The sequence below is a fragment of the Escherichia sp. KTE114 genome (assembly GCF_000407765.1).
Lineage (GTDB): Bacteria > Pseudomonadota > Gammaproteobacteria > Enterobacterales > Enterobacteriaceae > Escherichia > Escherichia ruysiae.
Window position 1 is genome coordinate 2,922,019 of sequence record NZ_KE136626.1, and the last position, 18,200, is coordinate 2,940,218.

The window sequence follows — 18,200 nt, forward strand, 5'->3', positions numbered from 1 at the left end:
CATCCTGACCAGTGCCGCTGTTCATATTTGCTCATTAAGATCGCTTCACTAAACCATAATTTTACAGGGGCTATTATGCGGAAACTCTGGAACGCGCTACGCCGACCCAGTGCTCGTTGGTCGGTACTGGCGCTGGTCGCTACTGGGATTGTGATTGGCATTGCGCTGATTGTATTGCCACACGTTGGGATCAAAGTCACCAGCACAACCGAATTTTGTGTCAGTTGCCACAGTATGCAACCGGTGTATGAAGAATATAAACAGTCGGTGCATTTCCAGAACGCCTCCGGCGTGCGAGCTGAATGCCATGACTGTCATATCCCGCCGGATATTCCAGGCATGGTGAAGCGCAAACTGGAAGCGAGCAACGACATTTACCAGACCTTTATTGCCCACTCCATTGATACACCTGAGAAATTTGAAGCCAAACGCGCGGAACTTGCCGAGCGTGAATGGGCGCGAATGAAAGAAAACAACTCGGTAACCTGCCGCTCCTGCCATAACTACGACGCGATGGATCATGCGAAGCAGCATCCTGAAGCGGCACGTCAGATGAAGGTGGCAGCGAAAGATAATCAATCCTGTATCGACTGTCATAAAGGTATTGCCCACCAGTTACCGGATATGAGTAGTGGCTTCCGTAAGCAGTTCGATGAGCTGCGCGCCAGTGCTAATGATAGTGGTGACACGCTGTACTCCATTGATATTAAGCCGATTTATGCGGCGAAAGGCGATAAAGAAGCGTCTGGTTCTCTGCTGCCTGCTTCGGCAGTGAAAGTCATTAAACGTGACGGCGACTGGCTGCAAATTGAAATCACTGGCTGGACGGAAAGTGCAGGACGTCAGCGTGTACTCACCCAATTCCCAGGTAAACGCATCTTTGTTGCCTCGATTCGTGGTGATGTGCAGCAGCAGGTGAAAACGCTGGAGAAAACCACCGTTGCCGACACCAATACCGAGTGGAGCAAGTTGCAGGCCACTGCGTGGATGAAGAAAGGCGACATGGTGAACGATATCAAACCGATCTGGGCTTATGCGGATTCGCTGTACAACGGCACCTGTAACCAGTGCCACGGCGCACCGGAAATATCCCACTTTGACGCTAACGGTTGGATCGGCACGCTCAACGGCATGATTGGCTTTACCAGCCTCGATAAACGTGAAGAACGCACCTTGTTGAAATATCTGCAAATGAATGCGTCTGACACCGCAGGTAAGGCTCACGGCGATAAGAAGGAAGAAAAATAATGAACAATAACGATCTCTTTCAGGCATCACGTCGGCGTTTTCTGGCACAACTCGGCGGCTTAACCGTCGCCGGGATGCTGGGGACGTCATTGTTAACGCCGCGCCGTGCGACTGCGGCGCAAGCGGCGACTGAGGCTGTCATCTCGAAAGAGGGTATTCTTACCGGGTCGCACTGGGGGGCTATCCGCGCGACGGTGAAGGATGGTCGCTTTGTGGCAGCAAAACCGTTCGAACTGGATAAATATCCGTCGAAAATGATCGCCGGATTGCCGGATCATGTACACAACGCGGCGCGTATTCGTTACCCGATGGTACGCGTGGACTGGCTGCGTAAGCGCCATCTGAGCGACACCTCCCAGCGCGGTGATAACCGTTTTGTGCGCGTGAGCTGGGATGAAGCCCTCGACATGTTCTATGAAGAACTGGAACGCGTACAGAAAACTCACGGGCCGAGTGCCTTGCTGACCGCCAGTGGTTGGCAATCGACGGGGATGTTCCATAACGCTTCGGGGATGCTGGCGAAAGCTATTGCCTTACATGGTAATAGCGTTGGTACGGGCGGAGATTACTCTACCGGTGCTGCGCAGGTGATCCTGCCGCGCGTAGTCGGTTCGATGGAAGTGTATGAACAGCAAACCTCCTGGCCGCTGGTATTGCAGAACAGCAAAACCATTGTGCTGTGGGGCTCCGATTTGCTGAAAAACCAGCAAGCGAACTGGTGGTGCCCGGATCACGATGTTTATGAATATTACGAGCAGCTAAAAGCGAAAGTCGCCGCCGGTGACGTTGTGGTCATCAGCATCGATCCGGTTGTCACATCCACCCATGAGTATCTGGGGCGCGAGCATGTGAAGCACATTGCGGTTAACCCGCAAACTGACGTGCCGCTGCAACTGGCGCTGGCACATACGCTGTACAGTGAAAACCTGTACGACAAAAACTTCCTCGCTAACTACTGTGTGGGTTTTGAGCAGTTCCTGCCGTATCTGCTGGGCGAGAAAGACGGTCAGCCGAAAGATGCCGCATGGGCTGAAAAACTGACCGGCATTGATGCCGAAACCATTCGTGGGCTGGCGCGGCAGATGGCGGCGAACAGAACGCAAATTATTGCTGGCTGGTGCGTGCAGCGTATGCAGCACGGTGAACAGTGGGCGTGGATGATTGTCGTTCTGGCGGCGATGCTGGGGCAAATTGGCCTGCCAGGTGGTGGCTTTGGTTTTGGCTGGCACTATAACGGCGCAGGCACGCCGGGGCGTAAAGGCGTTATTCTGAGTGGTTTCTCCGGCTCTACGTCGATTCCGCCTGTTCACGACAACAGTGACTACAAAGGCTACAGCAGCACCATTCCGATTGCCCGTTTTATCGATGCGATCCTCGAACCGGGGAAAGTGATCAACTGGAACGGTAAATCGGTAAAACTGCCGCCGCTGAAAATGTGTATTTTTGCCGGAACTAACCCGTTCCATCGCCATCAGCAGATCAACCGCATTATTGAAGGCTGGCGCAAGCTGGAAACGGTTATCGCCATAGATAACCAGTGGACCTCAACCTGCCGCTTTGCCGACATCGTGCTGCCTGCGACCACGCAGTTTGAGCGTAACGATCTCGACCAGTACGGCAACCACTCCAACCGTGGCATTATCGCCATGAAACAGGTCGTGCCGCCGCAGTTCGAGGCGCGCAACGACTTTGATATTTTCCGCGAGCTGTGCCGCCGCTTTAATCGCGAAGAAGCCTTTACCGAAGGGCTGGACGAAATGGGCTGGCTGAAACGCATCTGGCAGGAAGGTGTACAACAAGGCAAAGGGCGCGGCGTTCATCTGCCAGCGTTTGATGACTTCTGGAATAACAAAGAGTACGTCGAGTTTGACCATCCGCAGATGTTTGTTCGCCACCAGGCATTCCGCGAAGATCCGGATCTCGAACCGCTGGGCACGCCGAGTGGCCTGATTGAGATCTACTCGAAAACCATCGCCGATATGAACTACGACGATTGTCAGGGGCATCCGATGTGGTTTGAGAAAATCGAACGCTCCCACGGTGGGCCTGGCTCGCAAAAGTATCCGTTGCATCTGCAATCTGTGCATCCGGATTTCCGACTTCACTCGCAGTTATGTGAGTCGGAAACGCTGCGTCAGCAATATACGGTAGCGGGTAAAGAGCCAGTGTTCATTAACCCGCAGGATGCCAGCGCGCGCGGTATTCGTAACGGTGATGTGGTACGCGTGTTTAACGCTCGCGGTCAGGTGTTGGCAGGAGCAGTAGTTTCTGACCGCTATGCGCCCGGCGTGGCGCGAATTCACGAAGGGGCATGGTACGATCCAGATAAAGGTGGCGAGCCTGGTGCGCTGTGCAAATACGGTAACCCCAACGTGTTGACCATCGACATCGGTACTTCGCAGCTGGCGCAGGCGACCAGTGCGCACACTACGCTGGTGGAAATTGAGAAGTACAACGGAACAGTGGAGCAGGTGACGGCGTTTAACGGCCCCGTGGAGATGGTGGCGCAGTGCGAATATGTTCCCGCGTCGCAGGTGAAATCATGACCACGCTGACAGCACAACAGATTGCCTGTGTTTACGCCTGGCTGGCGCAGTTGTTCTCCCGTGAACTGGACGATGAACAACTGACGCAAATCGCCAGTGCGCAGATGTCTGAATGGTTTTCTTTGCTGAAAAGCGAACCGCCGTTAGCTGCGGCGGTGAACGAACTGGAAGCTAAAATCGCCGCATTGACGGTTCGTGACGACGCCCGTCTGGAACTCGCCGCTGACTTTTGCGGACTGTTTCTGATGACTGACAAACAAGCGGCGCTGCCTTATGCATCGGCCTACAAACAGGACGAGCAAGAGATTAAACGCTTGTTAGTTGAGGCGGGGATGGAAACCAGTGGCAATTTCAACGAACCGTCAGATCATCTGGCGATCTATCTGGAGTTGTTAAGTCATCTGCATTTTTCACTGGGAGAGGGGACTGTTCCTGCGCGAAGAATCGACTGTTTGCGGCAAAAAACGCTAACGGTACTGTGGCAATGGTTACCTGAGTTTGCTGCGCGTTGCCATCGGTATGATAGCTTTGGTTTTTACGCGGCACTAAGCCAGTTGTTGCTTGCGATAACCAATAGAGATAATGCCGATTTGTAAGCCTGATAAGACGTGTTAAGCGTCGCATCAGGCATTATGGCAGAGCCGCCGGATGCGGCGTGAACGCCTATCCGGCCTACGGGAACAGTGCCCTTTGTAAGCCTGATACGACGCGTTAAGCGTCGCATCAGGCAACAAACTCACGGATGAGCCACAAACCGGGAAAGCCGCTGGCGCAGCAGGCGGTTTTCCTGCCTCAGGTGCGCAATATCATTCATTAACGTCAGTGCCACCGCGATCCCCGGCCAGTCCAGCGCCAGTTCCTGACGCAGACGTACCGCGCGTTGCACCACAATGGCGGCATGGTCGTCAAATACCCAGGTTGTTTCCTGGATCTCACGCGGTTCAACCACCCCCAAACCGACAATTTCATTCAACTCCTCTTCAGAGATGCCGGTATGCAGGCAAAATTCGGTAATGGTAAAAGTCACCGTAACATTAGCCATCATGCTTTCCCCCAATCTTTACGTGGATCAAAAGACGACTGGGCGTCTGCCAGTTGTTGCCACAGCGCGGTAGTGTTCTCATCCGGTTTCGGTGGCATGACGATTTTCAGCACTGCATACAGGTCGCCGGTCTGTTTTTTGCTGACCAGACCTTTGCCTTTAACGCGTAATCGTTGCCCGGCCTGACTGCCTGGCGGGATAGTCAGCAAAATGCTTTCTTTCAGTGTTGGTACTGTGACTTTTGTACCCAGTGCCGCTTCCCACGGGCTAACCGGCACCACAATTTCCAGATCCTGACCGACAATATCAAACAATGGATGCGGCGCAATATGAATCACCAGCCACAGGTCGCCATTTGGACCACCGTTTTCGCCCAGCGTCCCCTGGCCTTTCAGACGGATGCGTTGACCATTGCCGACGCCCGCCGGGATCTTCACATTCAGCGTTTTCGGGATTTCCTGTTCGATCATGCCAAAGGCGTTATAAACCGGCAGGTTATAGCTGATGGTACGCTTATGCTCAGTAAGCGTTTCTTCGAGGAATACCGCCACTTCGATTTCAATATCGTGGCCGCGTGTGGCGGGGCGTTGACGGCTCTGGCGGGCATGCTGACCGAAAATTGACGAGAAGATATCGTCAAAATCTTCGGCGTTAAAACTCTGACCGTCGCCATGCTGGAACTGACGGCTAAATTGCGGATCGTTGCGATGTTGCCACATCTGATCATACTCAGCGCGACGTTGTTCATCACTTAACACTTCCCAGGCTTCAGCGACCTCTTTGAAGCGGGCTTCGGCATCCGGTTCTTTGCTGACATCAGGATGGTATTTGCGGGCCAGTCGACGATAGGCGGTCTTGATTGTCTTGAGATCGTCCGTCGGTTTCACGCCCATGATGGCGTAATAATCCTTTAATTCCATAGCGTTATCTCGCGTAAATCAATACAGACAAAGGGAAACCCCTGATAAGGTATCAGTGTTAAGTGTAGGGGAAATCAGAAAAAATCGTAGGCCAGAGACAACAACATAACTAAAAATGATATTTTCAGCCTGAATGTTGGCAGGTGAAAGAGGGGATGTTTAACCTTCAGGGATGCCCCATGACTATCTTGCCAGGGGGCAGAAAATGGGTACTTATCCCGCTTTTACCGCAGTGACCATCACTTCAACCAGAATCTCCGGGCGGGCCATCTCCGCTTGTACGGCAGCACGTGCCGGGCTATATCCTTCTGGCATCCAGCTAACCCATACGTCGTTGAACTCGGCAAAATCGCGGCTGATATCTTTTAACCATATCTGAGCGGACAAGAGATGAAATTTATCACTGCCAGCTTCAGCAAGTAATGCGTCGATTTTCTCCAGCACTTCGCGCGTTTGTTGCGCGATGGACGGAGTATTGCTCTTCGGTGTCTGACCGGAGAGAAAAACAAGATTGCCATATTCCACGCTGGCGGCAAGACGCGGTTGTGGGTTATTACGTTTGATATTCAAGCTGATTGGCTCCATGTCAGTCCATCAAGTGAAATTGCAGGATCTTCGCCCGACAGCAGAGCGCCTAACACCACGGCACTACCCGCCGCCAGCGTAAAGCCCAGACTGCCCTGACCAAGATTCATCCATAGATTTTGATACTTCGCCCGTCCTAATAGTGGCGGACCCGCAGGGGTGGATGGACGCATACCCGTCCATAATTCGGCCTCATCGATACCTTGCAGTTGCGGAAAACTGGCAGCTACGATCTGTTTTAAGGCGCCAATGCGTTCAGAGCGCAGTTCAGTACCGTCATAGCCAATATCGACCATGGCGGCGATGCGCAACCGGTCACCGAGCCGGGCATAGACAATTTTATGACCATAGTCGGTGACACTGATTTGTGGTGCGATCCCCATTTTTTGTGGGAAGGGGAGCGTCAGACTGTAGCCTTTCAGACCACAGAGCGGTACGTGAGTCCCGGTTCCGGTAAGCAAATGCGTGCTGCCATTACCGGCGGCAACGACATAATCATCCGCAACCAGCGTTCCAGTGCGGGTGGTAATAGACTCAATGCGCTCACCTTTATTGTTCAACTGCAAAACTTCGCAATCGGTCTGTAGCGAAAAATTCGCACTGGCATTAAGTTTGGCAAGTAATGCCTGACAGAACTTATAGCAGTCCGCCGTTTCATCGCCGGGGGAGTAAATACCACCGCACAGGGAATGACCAATATGTTTTAGTGCTGGTTCAAGATGAACACACTCTTCGCGTGATAAAGCCTGTTGAAATTGCGGAACAATGCCTTTTGCTGCTTTGGCTAAATCTTGCTGGCGGCGATGAATAATCAGTTTGCCAGAACGGCGCCAGTGAAAATCATCAAGATTATCCTCCAGCAGCCACTCTTCCATGACCTGACGACTTAACAGTGATAAGCGTAAAATATGGTCGCCATTGAGTTTATTTGTCCGGCTATTACAGGACATTAAAAACGCCAGCAACCAGCGCCACTGGCTAAATGACATGCGCAAACGCATATTCAGAGGGGAGTCACTTTTCCCCATCCACTTAAGCCCCTGCATCGGTACGCCTTTATCCGCCAGAGGGGCCACGTAGCGATAGCTGAGTTGCCCGCCATTAGCGAAACTGGTGGCGACGCCTGCCTGACTGTTACGTTCTAACAATTGCACCTGATGGCCCTGTTTTACCAGAACCCATGCTGTCGCCAGACCAATTACCCCGCCGCCAATAACTACAATGCGTTTTTTCATCACCTGAGATATCCACCGCTAATAAATGCGTTGGGGATATGTCAAAACATTTAGGCCTGAGGAGCAATTGACTTTTTATTTTCAGGGTATAACTCAAGGTTAATGGCTCGCAGTTGCTGACGTAATTGCTGACAGAGGAAATCGACAAATTTTTGTGTAATAGGGCTAAGCGAAACATCGGCACGGCGTAGTAAGCAAAGATCAATTTTTATTGGTGGTTCGATGGAGTGAATTGTCTCTGCCGGGAGGTTATGACGGGCAGAGAAAATATCGGTAATACTGCATCCCATTCCTCGTTTTACAAATTCAGTCGCCATGTAATATGTCTGGACATTCAGGCGCGTCGTCAAAAAATCACGCCGTTTGGCTATTGCATCGGAAAGGGAATAGGGGCCGGGAGAAATCCAGCGTTGTTGGTCAATCTTGTCTATTTCTACCGCGCCCTGTCGATAGTCCCGGTCGATATAAACCAGTGGAACTTCGGCTATCAGCGTCGTCATAATCTCCCCCTGTTGAATCGGCTGTAGCGTCAGAGCCAGATCAATCTCACGCAGATCAAGCTTTTTAACCAACGTTTCGGTGTGCTCTGTCGTCAGTGTCATTACCAGATTCGCATTCTGCTGGTAAAACGCGGTGACTATTTCTGGCACCAGACTTAACCCCAGACTTGGCAGGCATCCCAGGGCTATTTTGGCTCGCGGATCTCGCGTCAGGTTATCGGCCAGCAGTCGCAGGTTATCGAGTTCGTGATAAATCGACTGCGCTTTTTCAAAAAGTGTGATCGCTTCGCTGGTTGGAAGAAGCTTGCCACGAACTCGCTGAAAGAGCTGAAAACCGAGTTTTTGTTCAGCGTTTTTTAACGCTTTACTGGCGGCCGGCTGGGAAATATTCAGCGATTCCGCAGCCCGGGAAAGTGTCCCGCATGTCATCACGGCATAGAAGATTTCCAGGTGGCGCAGTTTCATTAAGAGTTAACCCAGAGTTATAGACGATAGATAAAAAGTCATTTCATGGTAACACCAAGTTAACATAAATTTAATCTGTAACGCCTGTTCTGGTAACAATGCGTTATTTGCCCACCTAAAGGGGTTAATTACGAACTCAGAATAATACCTGTAGTACCCGGACAAACCCTCAGTGCATTTTGCTAACAATAATAACGAGGGGGGATATTTTCTGAGCTGTCCAAATACATCGGCTGATATTGAAAGTCGATTCGATGGGGTTAAGGAGTTATATGAGTGACTCAATGCTCGCTGGTGGTTCGCTAACCAGACAAAATATCACCAAAAAGAATGTCATTATTGGTTTACTGTTGGTTGTTTTTTTACTAACAGCGTTCTGGTGTCAGGGGCGTCCAGGTAATGAACTCGGACTGCTTGGTTTTACACCGCTGGTAGCGTTAGCGGTGCTCTCGTTGATAGGCGTCGATATTGTTTTGGCGGTTATTTCATCGATTATTATTGCGATGATAATGACTTCCACCGGCTTACCTGAAATGGGCACCATGCTGGCAAAATCGACGGGATCGTTTATCGCCACTGTAGGTCTGATCATCATGCTTGGTGCCGGTGTCGGGGAAGTGGCAACACGTACCGGAGCCGCCGTTGAACTGGTCAAATTTGTGGTACATCGTATCGGGCTTTCCAGCCAGACGCGGGTCAAATTTGGCATCGTTGTATCTTCCATTCTCATCTGTGGCGCGCTGGGCACTATGGCAGGCGGTAATGCCATTATTGTCGCGGTGATTATTCCTGTAGCGGCGGCAGTACGGCTGACACCGCCTACGGTGGCTGCACTGATGATGACGGCGGGGTCAGTGGGATTGTTTACCGGGCCATTTACCCCCAGTACCGTGACGATTTTACAACTCGGCGGCCTGACTTATCCGCAATACCTGATGTACGTTGGATTACCAATGAGCGCCGTGACGTTATTCGCTGGCTGGATCATGGCCGGGCGAATTCAGAAGATGACGGAAGGAAAATTACACTACGAAGTGGATCTCTCTGAGAAAACTCAGGAAGAAAAGGAACCCGCCCGCGTTCGCCGTCGCAAGCTCAGCGCGCTGGCATTTGCCGCAACCATTATTGTTATGGCGGTTATCGGTGTAGTGATAAAAGCAGGTTTTAGTTTTGCCATTATCGTGATGTTACTGGTGGCTTTGTTCACTGGACTGGTGGGAGGATTAAGCCCTGCCGGGATACTGCAGGCGCTGTATAAGGGGTGTGGCAGACTGGTGTGGATGTTTCTGCTTTACTGGCTGTATAACCCGATTCTGGAACTTATGGATAGCCTGCAGGCGTATCAGGGATTGCTCGAATACACCCAACCACTGTTAACCGGGATATCTCCGGCATGGCTTTGCTTCTGTATTTTTGCCTTTAACATTATCGGTCATGTGCCAGGCGCCGCTGTTGCTCAGATGACCTTTACGCACAAAATATTTGGTCCAATGTTGATGGCTGCGGGAGTGCCGCCACAGGGGACAACGGCGGTATTGTTAGCCTCATCGCAAGTGGACTGGTTTGGGCCTTTCCCTTCATCGGATATGTTTGGTCAAATGGGGCTGGCACAATCAACCCATCTGAAATATATGCTTTATAACGGTTGGACCATTGTCATTGCCAATATCATTCTTTTTGCCGTGCTGTTTCAGGTATTAGTTTAACGATACAAACCAGGCGATAGCGCACTGTCCGCTATCGCCTGGTGCTCTGCAAGTTTCCCGCCTCGTTATCTGCTAATTTGCGAACCTGTTCCCGGAAAAAAGTCATATTTCTGTCACACTCTTTAATCATTGATAACAAAAGAGGTGTGAGGAATGAAAAAAACGCTAATCGCCGCAGCCGTGGCAGGGATGGCTTTGCTTTCTTCAAATGCTCAGGCACAGGCTGTACCGGAAGGCTATCAGCTACAGCAAGTGCTGATGATGAGTCGCCATAACTTACGTGCGCCGCTGGCAAATAATGGCAGTGTGCTTGAGCAGTCGACGCCGAATAAATGGCCGGAATGGGATGTTCCTGGCGGGCAGCTCACCACTAAAGGTGGCGTGCTGGAAGTGTATATGGGGCATTACATGCGTGAGTGGCTGGCAGAGCAGGGGATGGTAAAGTCGGGTGAATGCCCGCCGCCGGACACCGTTTATGCCTACGCAAACAGCCTGCAACGTACCGTCGCTACCGCGCAGTTCTTTATTACCGGCGCATTCCCTGGATGTGATATTCCTGTTCATCACCAGGAAAAAATGGGCACCATGGACCCAACCTTTAACCCGGTAATCACCGATGATTCCGCCGCATTCAGTGAGCAGGCGGTGGCGGCAATGGAGAAAGAGTTCAGCAAACTACAACTGACGGACAGCTATCAGCTACTGGAAAAAATCGTTAACTATAAAGACTCTCCAGCCTGTAAAGAGAAGCAGCAATGTTCGCTGGTGGATGGTAAAAATACTTTCAGTGCGAAGTATCAACAAGAGCCGGGCGTTTCCGGGCCATTGAAAGTAGGCAACTCGCTGGTAGATGCGTTTACGTTGCAATACTACGAAGGTTTCCCGATGGATCAGGTGGCGTGGGGGGAAATTAAATCTGACCAACAGTGGAAGGTGTTGTCGAAGCTGAAAAACGGCTACCAGGACAGCCTGTTTACCTCACCGGAAGTAGCGCGCAATGTTGCGAAACCGCTGGTCAGTTATATCGACAAAGCCCTGGTCACCGATCGCGCCAGCGCACCGAAAATCACTGTGTTGGTAGGGCATGACTCTAATATTGCCTCGCTGCTCACCGCGCTGGATTTTAAACCCTATCAGTTGCATGACCAGAACGAACGCACGCCAATTGGCGGCAAAATCGTTTTCCAGCGTTGGCATGACAGCAAAGCCAATCGTGATTTGATGAAAATCGAGTATGTATACCAGAGCGCGGAACAGTTACGTAATGCCGATGCGTTAACGTTGCAGGCTCCGGCTCAGCGGGTGACGCTGGAATTAAGCGGTTGCCCGATAGATGCTAATGGTTTTTGTCCGATGGATAAGTTTGATAGCGTGTTGAATGAAGCGGTGAAATAACAGAAAACTCCCCCGTCAGCTGCGGGGGAGTCACTGGTTAAACGTTTTTACGTTCGATGGTCTGTTCGCCCCAAAAAAGCGAATCTTTATCGGTTTTGGCAAAGGCTTTGACTAACACTTCGTCGCTACCTTCTTCCCAAATTTTTTCCGCCATTTTCTCATCGTACCCGGCGACTTCAAAAATGGCCTCGGCTATTTCCGGTGACGTGTTGCGCAGAGATGCCCATTCACCCACGTGATGAGCTTTCGCTTCTTGAGTTGGCATGTGTATCCTCCTGTTGAAGATTAGCCATTAAGTTTGACTGCCAGACCAGCAACATATTCCCCCTGGTAACGTGCGATAGACAACTCTTCCTGACTGGGCTGGCGCGAACCGTCACCGCCTGCAATGGTGGTCGCGCCATAAGGCGTTCCGCCGCGAACCTGCGAGACGTCAAATAACTCTTGTGCTGCGTAGCCAATAGGGACAATCACCATGCCGTGATGTGCAAGGGTCGTCCAGGTTGAAGTGATAGTCTGTTCCTGACCGCCGCCGGTGCCGGTCGAACTAAAGACGCTTGCCAGTTTGCCGTACAGAGCGCCGGAAGCCCACAGGCCGCCAGTCTGATCCAGGAAAGTACGCATCTGGCCTGACATATTGCCAAAACGGGTTGGTGTACCAAAAATAATCGCGTCGTAATCGGCCAGTTCTTGCGGGTTTGCAACGGGCGCAGTTTGCGTTTTACCGCCTGCTTTTTCGAATAATTGCGGCTGCATGGTTTCCGGTACACGCTTAACGACAACTTCTGCGCCATCGACTTTGCTTGCGCCTTCGGCGACAGCTCGTGCCATCGTTTCGATATGTCCGTACATGGAATAATAAAGCACCAGAACTTTAGCCATTTCTAACCACTCCTCGTGTTATCTCTATTCCGTAGCGATTCGCTACCACTCATTTAAAGATAAGACGTCCTATTCAGAGTGCAAATGTCACAACCACTTATTTGATTTATAACAATTTTCACAAGCATGTAATTTTGTCGCAAAATGATACATTTTTATCCCATAGCGTTTTTTTAATCATAAGAGCGGCTTATGGCTGATTACCGGAAATGATATCTATTCTCGCTAAGAAGCTGTTGCAGGATATTACCAAACGCAGGCTTACCCGCGTCAGTTCACTAAGCTTAGTCCCACGTAGCGAAAATATGGCACCCGCCATACGCCGCGTTAATCCTGGGCACTATGATGACGGAGGTCAGTAATGGCAAACCATCGAGGCGGTTCCGGCAATTTTGCAGAAGACCGCGAAAGAGCATCAGAAGCAGGTAAAAAAGGTGGACAACACAGCGGGGGGAATTTCAAAAATGACCCGCAGCGCGCATCTGAAGCTGGAAAAAAAGGGGGCAAAAGCAGTCACGGCAAAAGCAACAACTAGCCGGGCTACTCCATGACGAATGCGTTTTGTCTGACGCACGTCATTACGCCACTGCCGCCGGTAATTCCGGCGGTTTTTCGTTCTGGTACTCTTCTTAATATCCTCGTTTTAATACCTTTCTCGCTCATTTCACCATTATTCATTTGTACCGTGAATGTTGATGGTCGAGGCATCGTGCTGATTTTGCTATCCTGTTGCCAGTCTACAAGAGGGGTGAGTGCATGACGCAAGGCGCAGTGAAAACAACGGGTAAACGTTCGCGCGCAGTGAGCGCGAAGAAAAAAGCGATTCTTGGTGCGGCACTGGACACTTTTTCACAATTCGGTTTTCACGGCACAAGGCTGGAGCAGATCGCAGAGTTGGCGGGCGTGTCAAAAACCAATCTGCTGTATTACTTCCCGTCGAAAGAGGCGCTGTATATTGCCGTGCTGCGGCAGATTCTCGATATCTGGCTGGCACCGTTAAAAGCGTTTCGTGAAGATTTTTCCCCGCTGGCGGCGATCAAAGAGTACATCCGTCTGAAGCTGGAAGTCTCACGCGATTATCCGCAGGCTTCGCGCCTGTTCTGTATGGAGATGCTGGCGGGCGCGCCGCTGTTAATGGATGAGCTGACGGGGGATTTGAAGGCGTTAATTGATGAGAAATCGGCGCTGATTGCCGGTTGGGTCAAAAGCGGAAAACTCGCGCCGATTGACCCGCAGCATCTGATTTTTATGATTTGGGCTTCCACCCAACATTATGCCGATTTCGCTCCCCAGGTGGAGGCGGTGACAGGCGCCACGTTGCGCGATGAGGTGTTTTTCAATCAAACGGTTGAAAACGTGCAGCGGATTATTATTGAAGGGATTCGACCACGTTAATAATTGCCGGAGGAGGTTACAACCTCCTCCGGCAAGTTCTTTAACCGATCGTCATTAAACTGGCGTTACCGCCGGCGGCAGCGGTATTCACACTCAGCGAACGTTCGATATACAGCCGTTCCAGCAGGATATTGCTTTCGCCACGGGCAAAACCCTGCACCGAAACAATCGCACCGTCACGCGCGGCAACCGCTTCACACAGTGCACGAAGCTGATCCGAATCACCGTGGAAAATCACCGCATCAAATGGTTGAGCGGTAATATTTTCCGCTTTAGCCAGTTGAATACGTTCGCTGACTGCCGATGGTAATGCCTTCACTAACTGACGATGGAGCGCGTCATCCGTCCACAGCACCTGGCTGCCCACCGCCAGCACGGCGGCAAGCTGAGTTAATGCATCCTGTTCATCATCCGCAATACATAACACGCGCTTACGCGGCAGCAGCGTCCAGGTGTTGCGTTCACCCGTCGGCCCTGGCAGCAATCGCTGTGTTCCTGCCTGCGCCAGCTCGCCATATTGAGTACATAACGCTTGCAATTCTGGACGATTTGCTGCCCATTCCCGTAGTGCATTCAGTGGCTGGATCAATGCGGCTTTCAACTGCGCATCGACCGGATACTCTGCATCCTGACGCGCGAGCGTCACTGTCAGCGCGCTTTCCGGGCGATTCGCCAGCAGACGGTAGAGATAGAGCGGACCGCCTGCTTTCGGACCTGTACCGGACAACCCTTCGCCGCCGAACGGCTGCACACCAACCACTGCGCCAACCATATTACGGTTAACATACAGGTTACCGACATGCGCCGAGCCAGTGACCTGGGCAATGGTTTCATCAATACGTGTATGAACGCCAAGCGTCAGACCATAACCGGAAGCGTTAATCTGCTCGATCAGCTCCGGCAATTGATTACGGTTGTAGCGCACCACATGCAGCACCGGACCAAAGACCTCTTTTTGCAATTCGGCAAAGTCATCCAGTTCGATCAGCGTCGGGGCGACAAAGGTGCCGCTTTGCCATTCACGGGCATCTTCGCTGTTTTCCCGCACCGCCTGGAACACCGGACGGCCTTTGCTACGCATGGTCTGAATATGACGCTCAATATTGGCTTTCGCTTCGCTATCAATCACCGGACCGATATCGGTGGTCAGGCGACCCGGATTACCCATCCGGCATTCGGCCATTGCGCCGCGCAGCATTTTCAACGTGTGGTCGGCAATCTCATCTTGCAGGCACAGCACGCGCAGTGCCGAACAACGCTGACCTGCACTGTCGAACGCCGAGGCCAGCACATCTATTACGACTTGTTCGGTCAGTGCTGAAGAATCGACAATCATCGCGTTCATGCCGCCGGTTTCAGCGATGAGCGGAATAGGGCGACCCTGAGCGTCCAGGCGGCTGGCGATATTGCGTTGCAGTAACGTAGCGACTTCGGTTGATCCGGTAAACATCACCCCGCGCACGCGATCATCACCCGTCAGTTGCGCGCCCACGGTTTCACCCCGACCTGGTAGCAACTGCACCACGCCTGGCGGTACACCCGCTTCCAGCAAAATGGCGATCCCTTGCGCGGCAATCAGCGGCGTTTGTTCTGCCGGTTTTGCCAGCACGCTGTTACCTGCCGCCAGTGCGGCGGCGATCTGCCCGGTGAAAATCGCCAGCGGGAAGTTCCACGGGCTGATACACACCACTGGCCCTAATGGACGATGAGTTTCGTTAGCGAAATCGTCCCGCACCTGTCCGGCGTAGTAGTGGAGAAAATCGACAGCTTCGCGCACTTCAGCAATGGCGTTACTGAAGGTTTTCCCGGCTTCACGCACCAGAATACCAATCAGTTGCTGCATCTGGCTTTCCATTAGCACGGCAGCGCGATGCAATATCGCCGCACGTTCAGCCGGAGGAGTGGCAAACCAGATTGGCGCATTATTAACCGCATTTTCCAGTGCCTGTTCCACTTCACGCGGCGTGGCTTCACGCACATAGCCCACAATATCTTTCGGTTCCGCAGGGTTAATAACGGGTGACATCTCACCTGCCGCTACCGGCTGTTCCAGCATTGGCAAGGCCTGCCATTTTTGCAGCGCACTGTTGAGCAGGGCAGAGGAGAGCGATGCCAGACGGTGTTCGTTGGCGAGATCTAACCCTGCCGAGTTGTCGCGCCCCTGACCGTAAAGATCGCGCGGCAGCGGAATTTTCGGATGCGGTAGCCCTGTTTGCCCTTCCTGTTGCGCCAATTTTTCTACAGCAGTGACCGGATCTGCAACCAGTTCATCCAGTGGCAAAGAAGTGTCGGCAATACGGTTAACAAACGAGGTGTTGGCACCGTTTTCCAGCAGACGACGTACCAGATACGCCAGCAGCGTTTCATGCGTACCGACCGGCGCGTAAATACGACACGGGCGGTTAAGTTTGCCGTCGGCAACTTTCCCGGTGACCTGCTCATACAGTGGCTCGCCCATACCATGCAGGCACTGGAACTCGTACTGACCCGGATAGTAGTTTTGACCCGCCAGTTGATAAATTGCCGCCAGCGTATGGGCGTTGTGCGTCGCGAACTGCGGGTAGATTAGATTAGGCACTGCCAGCAGCTTTTTCGCACAGGCAAGATAAGAAACGTCGGTATACACCTTGCGGGTATAAACCGGATAACCTTCAAGGCCGTCCATCTGCGCACGCTTGATTTCGCTGTCCCAGTACGCGCCTTTCACCAGGCGAATCATCAGACGGCGACGGCTGCGGGTGGCGAGATCAATCAGGTAATCAATTACCATCGGGCAGCGTTTTTGATAAGCCTGAATAACAAAACCGATGCCGTTCCAGCCTGCCAGCTCTGGCTCGAAACAGAGTTTTTCCAGCAGATCGAGGGAGATCTCCAGACGATCTGCCTCTTCGGCATCGATGTTAATACCAATATCGTACTGACGCGCCAGTAGGGTTAATGATTTCAGACGCGGGTAAAGCTCGTCCATTACCCGGTCATACTGGGCGCGGCTGTAACGCGGATGCAGCGCCGACAGCTTGATTGAAATGCCTGGCCCTTCATAGATGCCACGACCGTTGGATGCTTTGCCAATGGCGTGAATCGCCTGCTGATAGGACACCATATACGCCTGCGCATCTGCGGCGGTCAGCGCGGCTTCGCCGAGCATATCGTAAGAGTAACGGAAACCTTTCTCTTCCAGCTTGCGGGCATTGGCTAATGCTTCCGCGATGGTTTCGCCAGTGACGAACTGCTCGCCCATCAGGCGCATCGCCATATCCACACCTTTGCGGATCAGCGGTTCACCGCTCTTACCGATAATGCGGTTCAGCGAGCGGGAGAGGCTGGCTTCGTTATGGGTAGAAACCAGTTTGCCGGTAAACAGTAGCCCCCAGGTGGCGGCATTAACAAACAAAGACGGGCTACGACCAATGTGTGACTGCCAGTTACCGTTGCTGATTTTGTCGCGAATTAACGCATCACGGGTGGCTTTATCGGGAATACGTAGCAACGCTTCCGCCAGACACATCAGCGCCACGCCTTCCTGCGATGACAGTGAAAACTCCTGCAATAATCCCTGAACCATGCCTGCGCGACCACTGGCGTTTTTTTGATTACGCAGTTTATCTGCCAGTTGATATGCCAGTTTGTGCGCCTGTTCCGCAATCGGCTGCGGCAGGCGAGCTTGTTCCAGCAGCATAGAAACCGCTTCGGTTTCCGGGCGGCGATAGGCAGCGGTGATGGCAGCACGGGAAACTGACTGCGGCAAAATTTGCTCGGCAAAGTCGAGGAATGGCTGGTGTGGTTCCTCTGCCGGAGTCGGTGCTTCATCGCTCTCATTGGCAGCGCCAGAAAGCAGCGCAGGCAGCTCCGGCAGGGTATCGCTGTTCTCCAGCTGTTCAAGATAAGAAAAAATCGCCTGCTTAATTAACCAGTGTGGCGTGCGATCGATACGTGTCGCGGCTGACTTAATACGCTCGCGCGTCGCGTCGTCCAGCTTAACCCCCATGGTGGTGGTTCCCATGCCATTACTCCTGTTGTTCTGAAAGGTGCAACTTAACGTTATTGTGAAATATCCATTATGTTGCAACTTTGTGCAACCATGTTAAATGTGACTTCCGTAGCAAGCTTAAAAATGAATGAAATGTTAATAAAAGAAATCGATATGACAGGGAATAAAAAAATAACGCAGATTTTTTCTCTGCGGCAGTTAACATTTTTGAAAGGTGCAACCGCAAAAAATGTGAGGGAGTGCAACCTGATGAAAAATAGTATCGCTGGGCACTAAAATTTAATGTAAAT

General features: G+C 52.0%; 16 protein-coding genes. 8 read left to right on the forward strand and 8 right to left on the reverse strand.

Annotation, left to right across the window (positions count from 1 at the left end; translation table 11 throughout):
• Positions 1 to 75 precede the first annotated feature (75 nt).
• The 3 genes from torC to torD are packed head-to-tail and all read left to right on the forward strand — an operon-like array spanning position 76 to position 4,390.
• The gene (gene torC, locus WC5_RS07340) at positions 76 to 1,248 is read left to right on the forward strand and encodes a pentaheme c-type cytochrome TorC (protein ID WP_010348882.1); all 1,173 of its coding nucleotides are present in this window, start codon (positions 76 to 78) and stop codon (positions 1,246 to 1,248) included.
• Positions 1,248 to 3,794: a trimethylamine-N-oxide reductase TorA gene (torA, locus tag WC5_RS07335; RefSeq protein ID WP_001063181.1), complete on the forward strand. Its 2,547-nt coding sequence runs from the start codon at positions 1,248 to 1,250 to the stop codon at positions 3,792 to 3,794. The genes torC and torA overlap by 1 nt, the downstream gene beginning before the upstream one ends.
• Positions 3,791 to 4,390 carry a molecular chaperone TorD gene (gene torD, locus WC5_RS07330; protein ID WP_016231660.1) on the forward strand — a complete coding sequence of 200 codons (600 nt, stop codon included), beginning with the start codon at positions 3,791 to 3,793 and terminating at the stop codon, positions 4,388 to 4,390. The genes torA and torD overlap by 4 nt, the downstream gene beginning before the upstream one ends.
• A 140-nt stretch (positions 4,391 to 4,530) precedes the next feature.
• Here the strand turns inward: torD and cbpM are convergent, their stop codons facing one another.
• The 5 genes from cbpM to admX form a co-directional block, all read right to left on the reverse strand.
• Positions 4,531 to 4,836 carry a chaperone modulator CbpM gene (gene cbpM / locus WC5_RS07325; protein ID WP_000024564.1) on the reverse strand — a complete coding sequence of 102 codons (306 nt, stop codon included), beginning with the start codon at positions 4,834 to 4,836 and terminating at the stop codon, positions 4,531 to 4,533.
• Positions 4,836 to 5,756, reverse strand: a complete 921-nt coding sequence (gene cbpA / locus WC5_RS07320) for a curved DNA-binding protein (RefSeq protein WP_000420640.1) — start codon at positions 5,754 to 5,756, stop codon at positions 4,836 to 4,838. Before cbpA ends, cbpM begins: the two co-directional genes overlap by 1 nt.
• A gap of 213 nt (positions 5,757 to 5,969) precedes the next feature.
• The gene (locus WC5_RS07315; protein WP_024192222.1) at positions 5,970 to 6,326 is read right to left on the reverse strand and encodes a RidA family protein; all 357 of its coding nucleotides are present in this window, start codon (positions 6,324 to 6,326) and stop codon (positions 5,970 to 5,972) included.
• Positions 6,323 to 7,576 (reverse strand): D-amino acid dehydrogenase, encoded by a 1,254-nt coding sequence (locus WC5_RS07310; RefSeq protein WP_000746242.1) that lies wholly within the window; start codon positions 7,574 to 7,576, stop codon positions 6,323 to 6,325. The genes WC5_RS07315 and WC5_RS07310 overlap by 4 nt, the downstream gene beginning before the upstream one ends.
• Positions 7,577 to 7,626: 50 nt before the next feature.
• Positions 7,627 to 8,541 (reverse strand): HTH-type transcriptional regulator AdmX, encoded by a 915-nt coding sequence (admX, locus tag WC5_RS07305; protein WP_000776563.1) that lies wholly within the window; start codon positions 8,539 to 8,541, stop codon positions 7,627 to 7,629.
• A gap of 272 nt (positions 8,542 to 8,813) precedes the next feature.
• On the opposite strand from admX, the gene WC5_RS07300 reads away from it, so the two are divergent.
• On the forward strand, positions 8,814 to 10,247 hold the full coding sequence (locus WC5_RS07300; RefSeq protein WP_001285186.1) for a hypothetical protein: 1,434 nt from the start codon (positions 8,814 to 8,816) through the stop codon (positions 10,245 to 10,247).
• Positions 10,248 to 10,400: 153 nt separating this feature from the next.
• Positions 10,401 to 11,642 (forward strand): bifunctional glucose-1-phosphatase/inositol phosphatase, encoded by a 1,242-nt coding sequence (gene agp, locus WC5_RS07295; protein ID WP_000751739.1) that lies wholly within the window; start codon positions 10,401 to 10,403, stop codon positions 11,640 to 11,642.
• 37 nt (positions 11,643 to 11,679) lie between these two features.
• On the opposite strand, the gene WC5_RS07290 is transcribed toward agp, so the two are convergent.
• Entirely contained in the window at positions 11,680 to 11,907 is a 228-nt protein-coding gene (locus WC5_RS07290; protein ID WP_001143120.1) for a YccJ family protein, read from the reverse strand.
• A 20-nt stretch (positions 11,908 to 11,927) separates the two neighbouring features.
• Entirely contained in the window at positions 11,928 to 12,524 is a 597-nt protein-coding gene (gene wrbA / locus WC5_RS07285) for an NAD(P)H:quinone oxidoreductase (RefSeq protein ID WP_001151440.1), read from the reverse strand.
• Positions 12,525 to 12,885: 361 nt separating this feature from the next.
• On the opposite strand from wrbA, the gene WC5_RS07280 reads away from it, so the two are divergent.
• Positions 12,886 to 13,059 (forward strand): con-10 family general stress protein, encoded by a 174-nt coding sequence (locus WC5_RS07280; protein ID WP_001273661.1) that lies wholly within the window; start codon positions 12,886 to 12,888, stop codon positions 13,057 to 13,059.
• Between the two features lie 221 nt (positions 13,060 to 13,280).
• Positions 13,281 to 13,919, forward strand: coding sequence for an HTH-type transcriptional regulator RutR (gene rutR, locus WC5_RS07275; RefSeq protein WP_010352087.1), 639 nt, complete (start codon positions 13,281 to 13,283; stop codon positions 13,917 to 13,919).
• A gap of 40 nt (positions 13,920 to 13,959) precedes the next feature.
• Here the strand turns inward: rutR and putA are convergent, their stop codons facing one another.
• Positions 13,960 to 17,922 carry a trifunctional transcriptional regulator/proline dehydrogenase/L-glutamate gamma-semialdehyde dehydrogenase gene (gene putA / locus WC5_RS07270; RefSeq protein ID WP_016231661.1) on the reverse strand — a complete coding sequence of 1,321 codons (3,963 nt, stop codon included), beginning with the start codon at positions 17,920 to 17,922 and terminating at the stop codon, positions 13,960 to 13,962.
• A 57-nt stretch (positions 17,923 to 17,979) separates the two neighbouring features.
• On the opposite strand from putA, the gene WC5_RS0122440 reads away from it, so the two are divergent.
• Entirely contained in the window at positions 17,980 to 18,186 is a 207-nt protein-coding gene (locus WC5_RS0122440) for a hypothetical protein (protein WP_000939663.1), read from the forward strand.
• Positions 18,187 to 18,200: the final 14 nt, after the last annotated feature.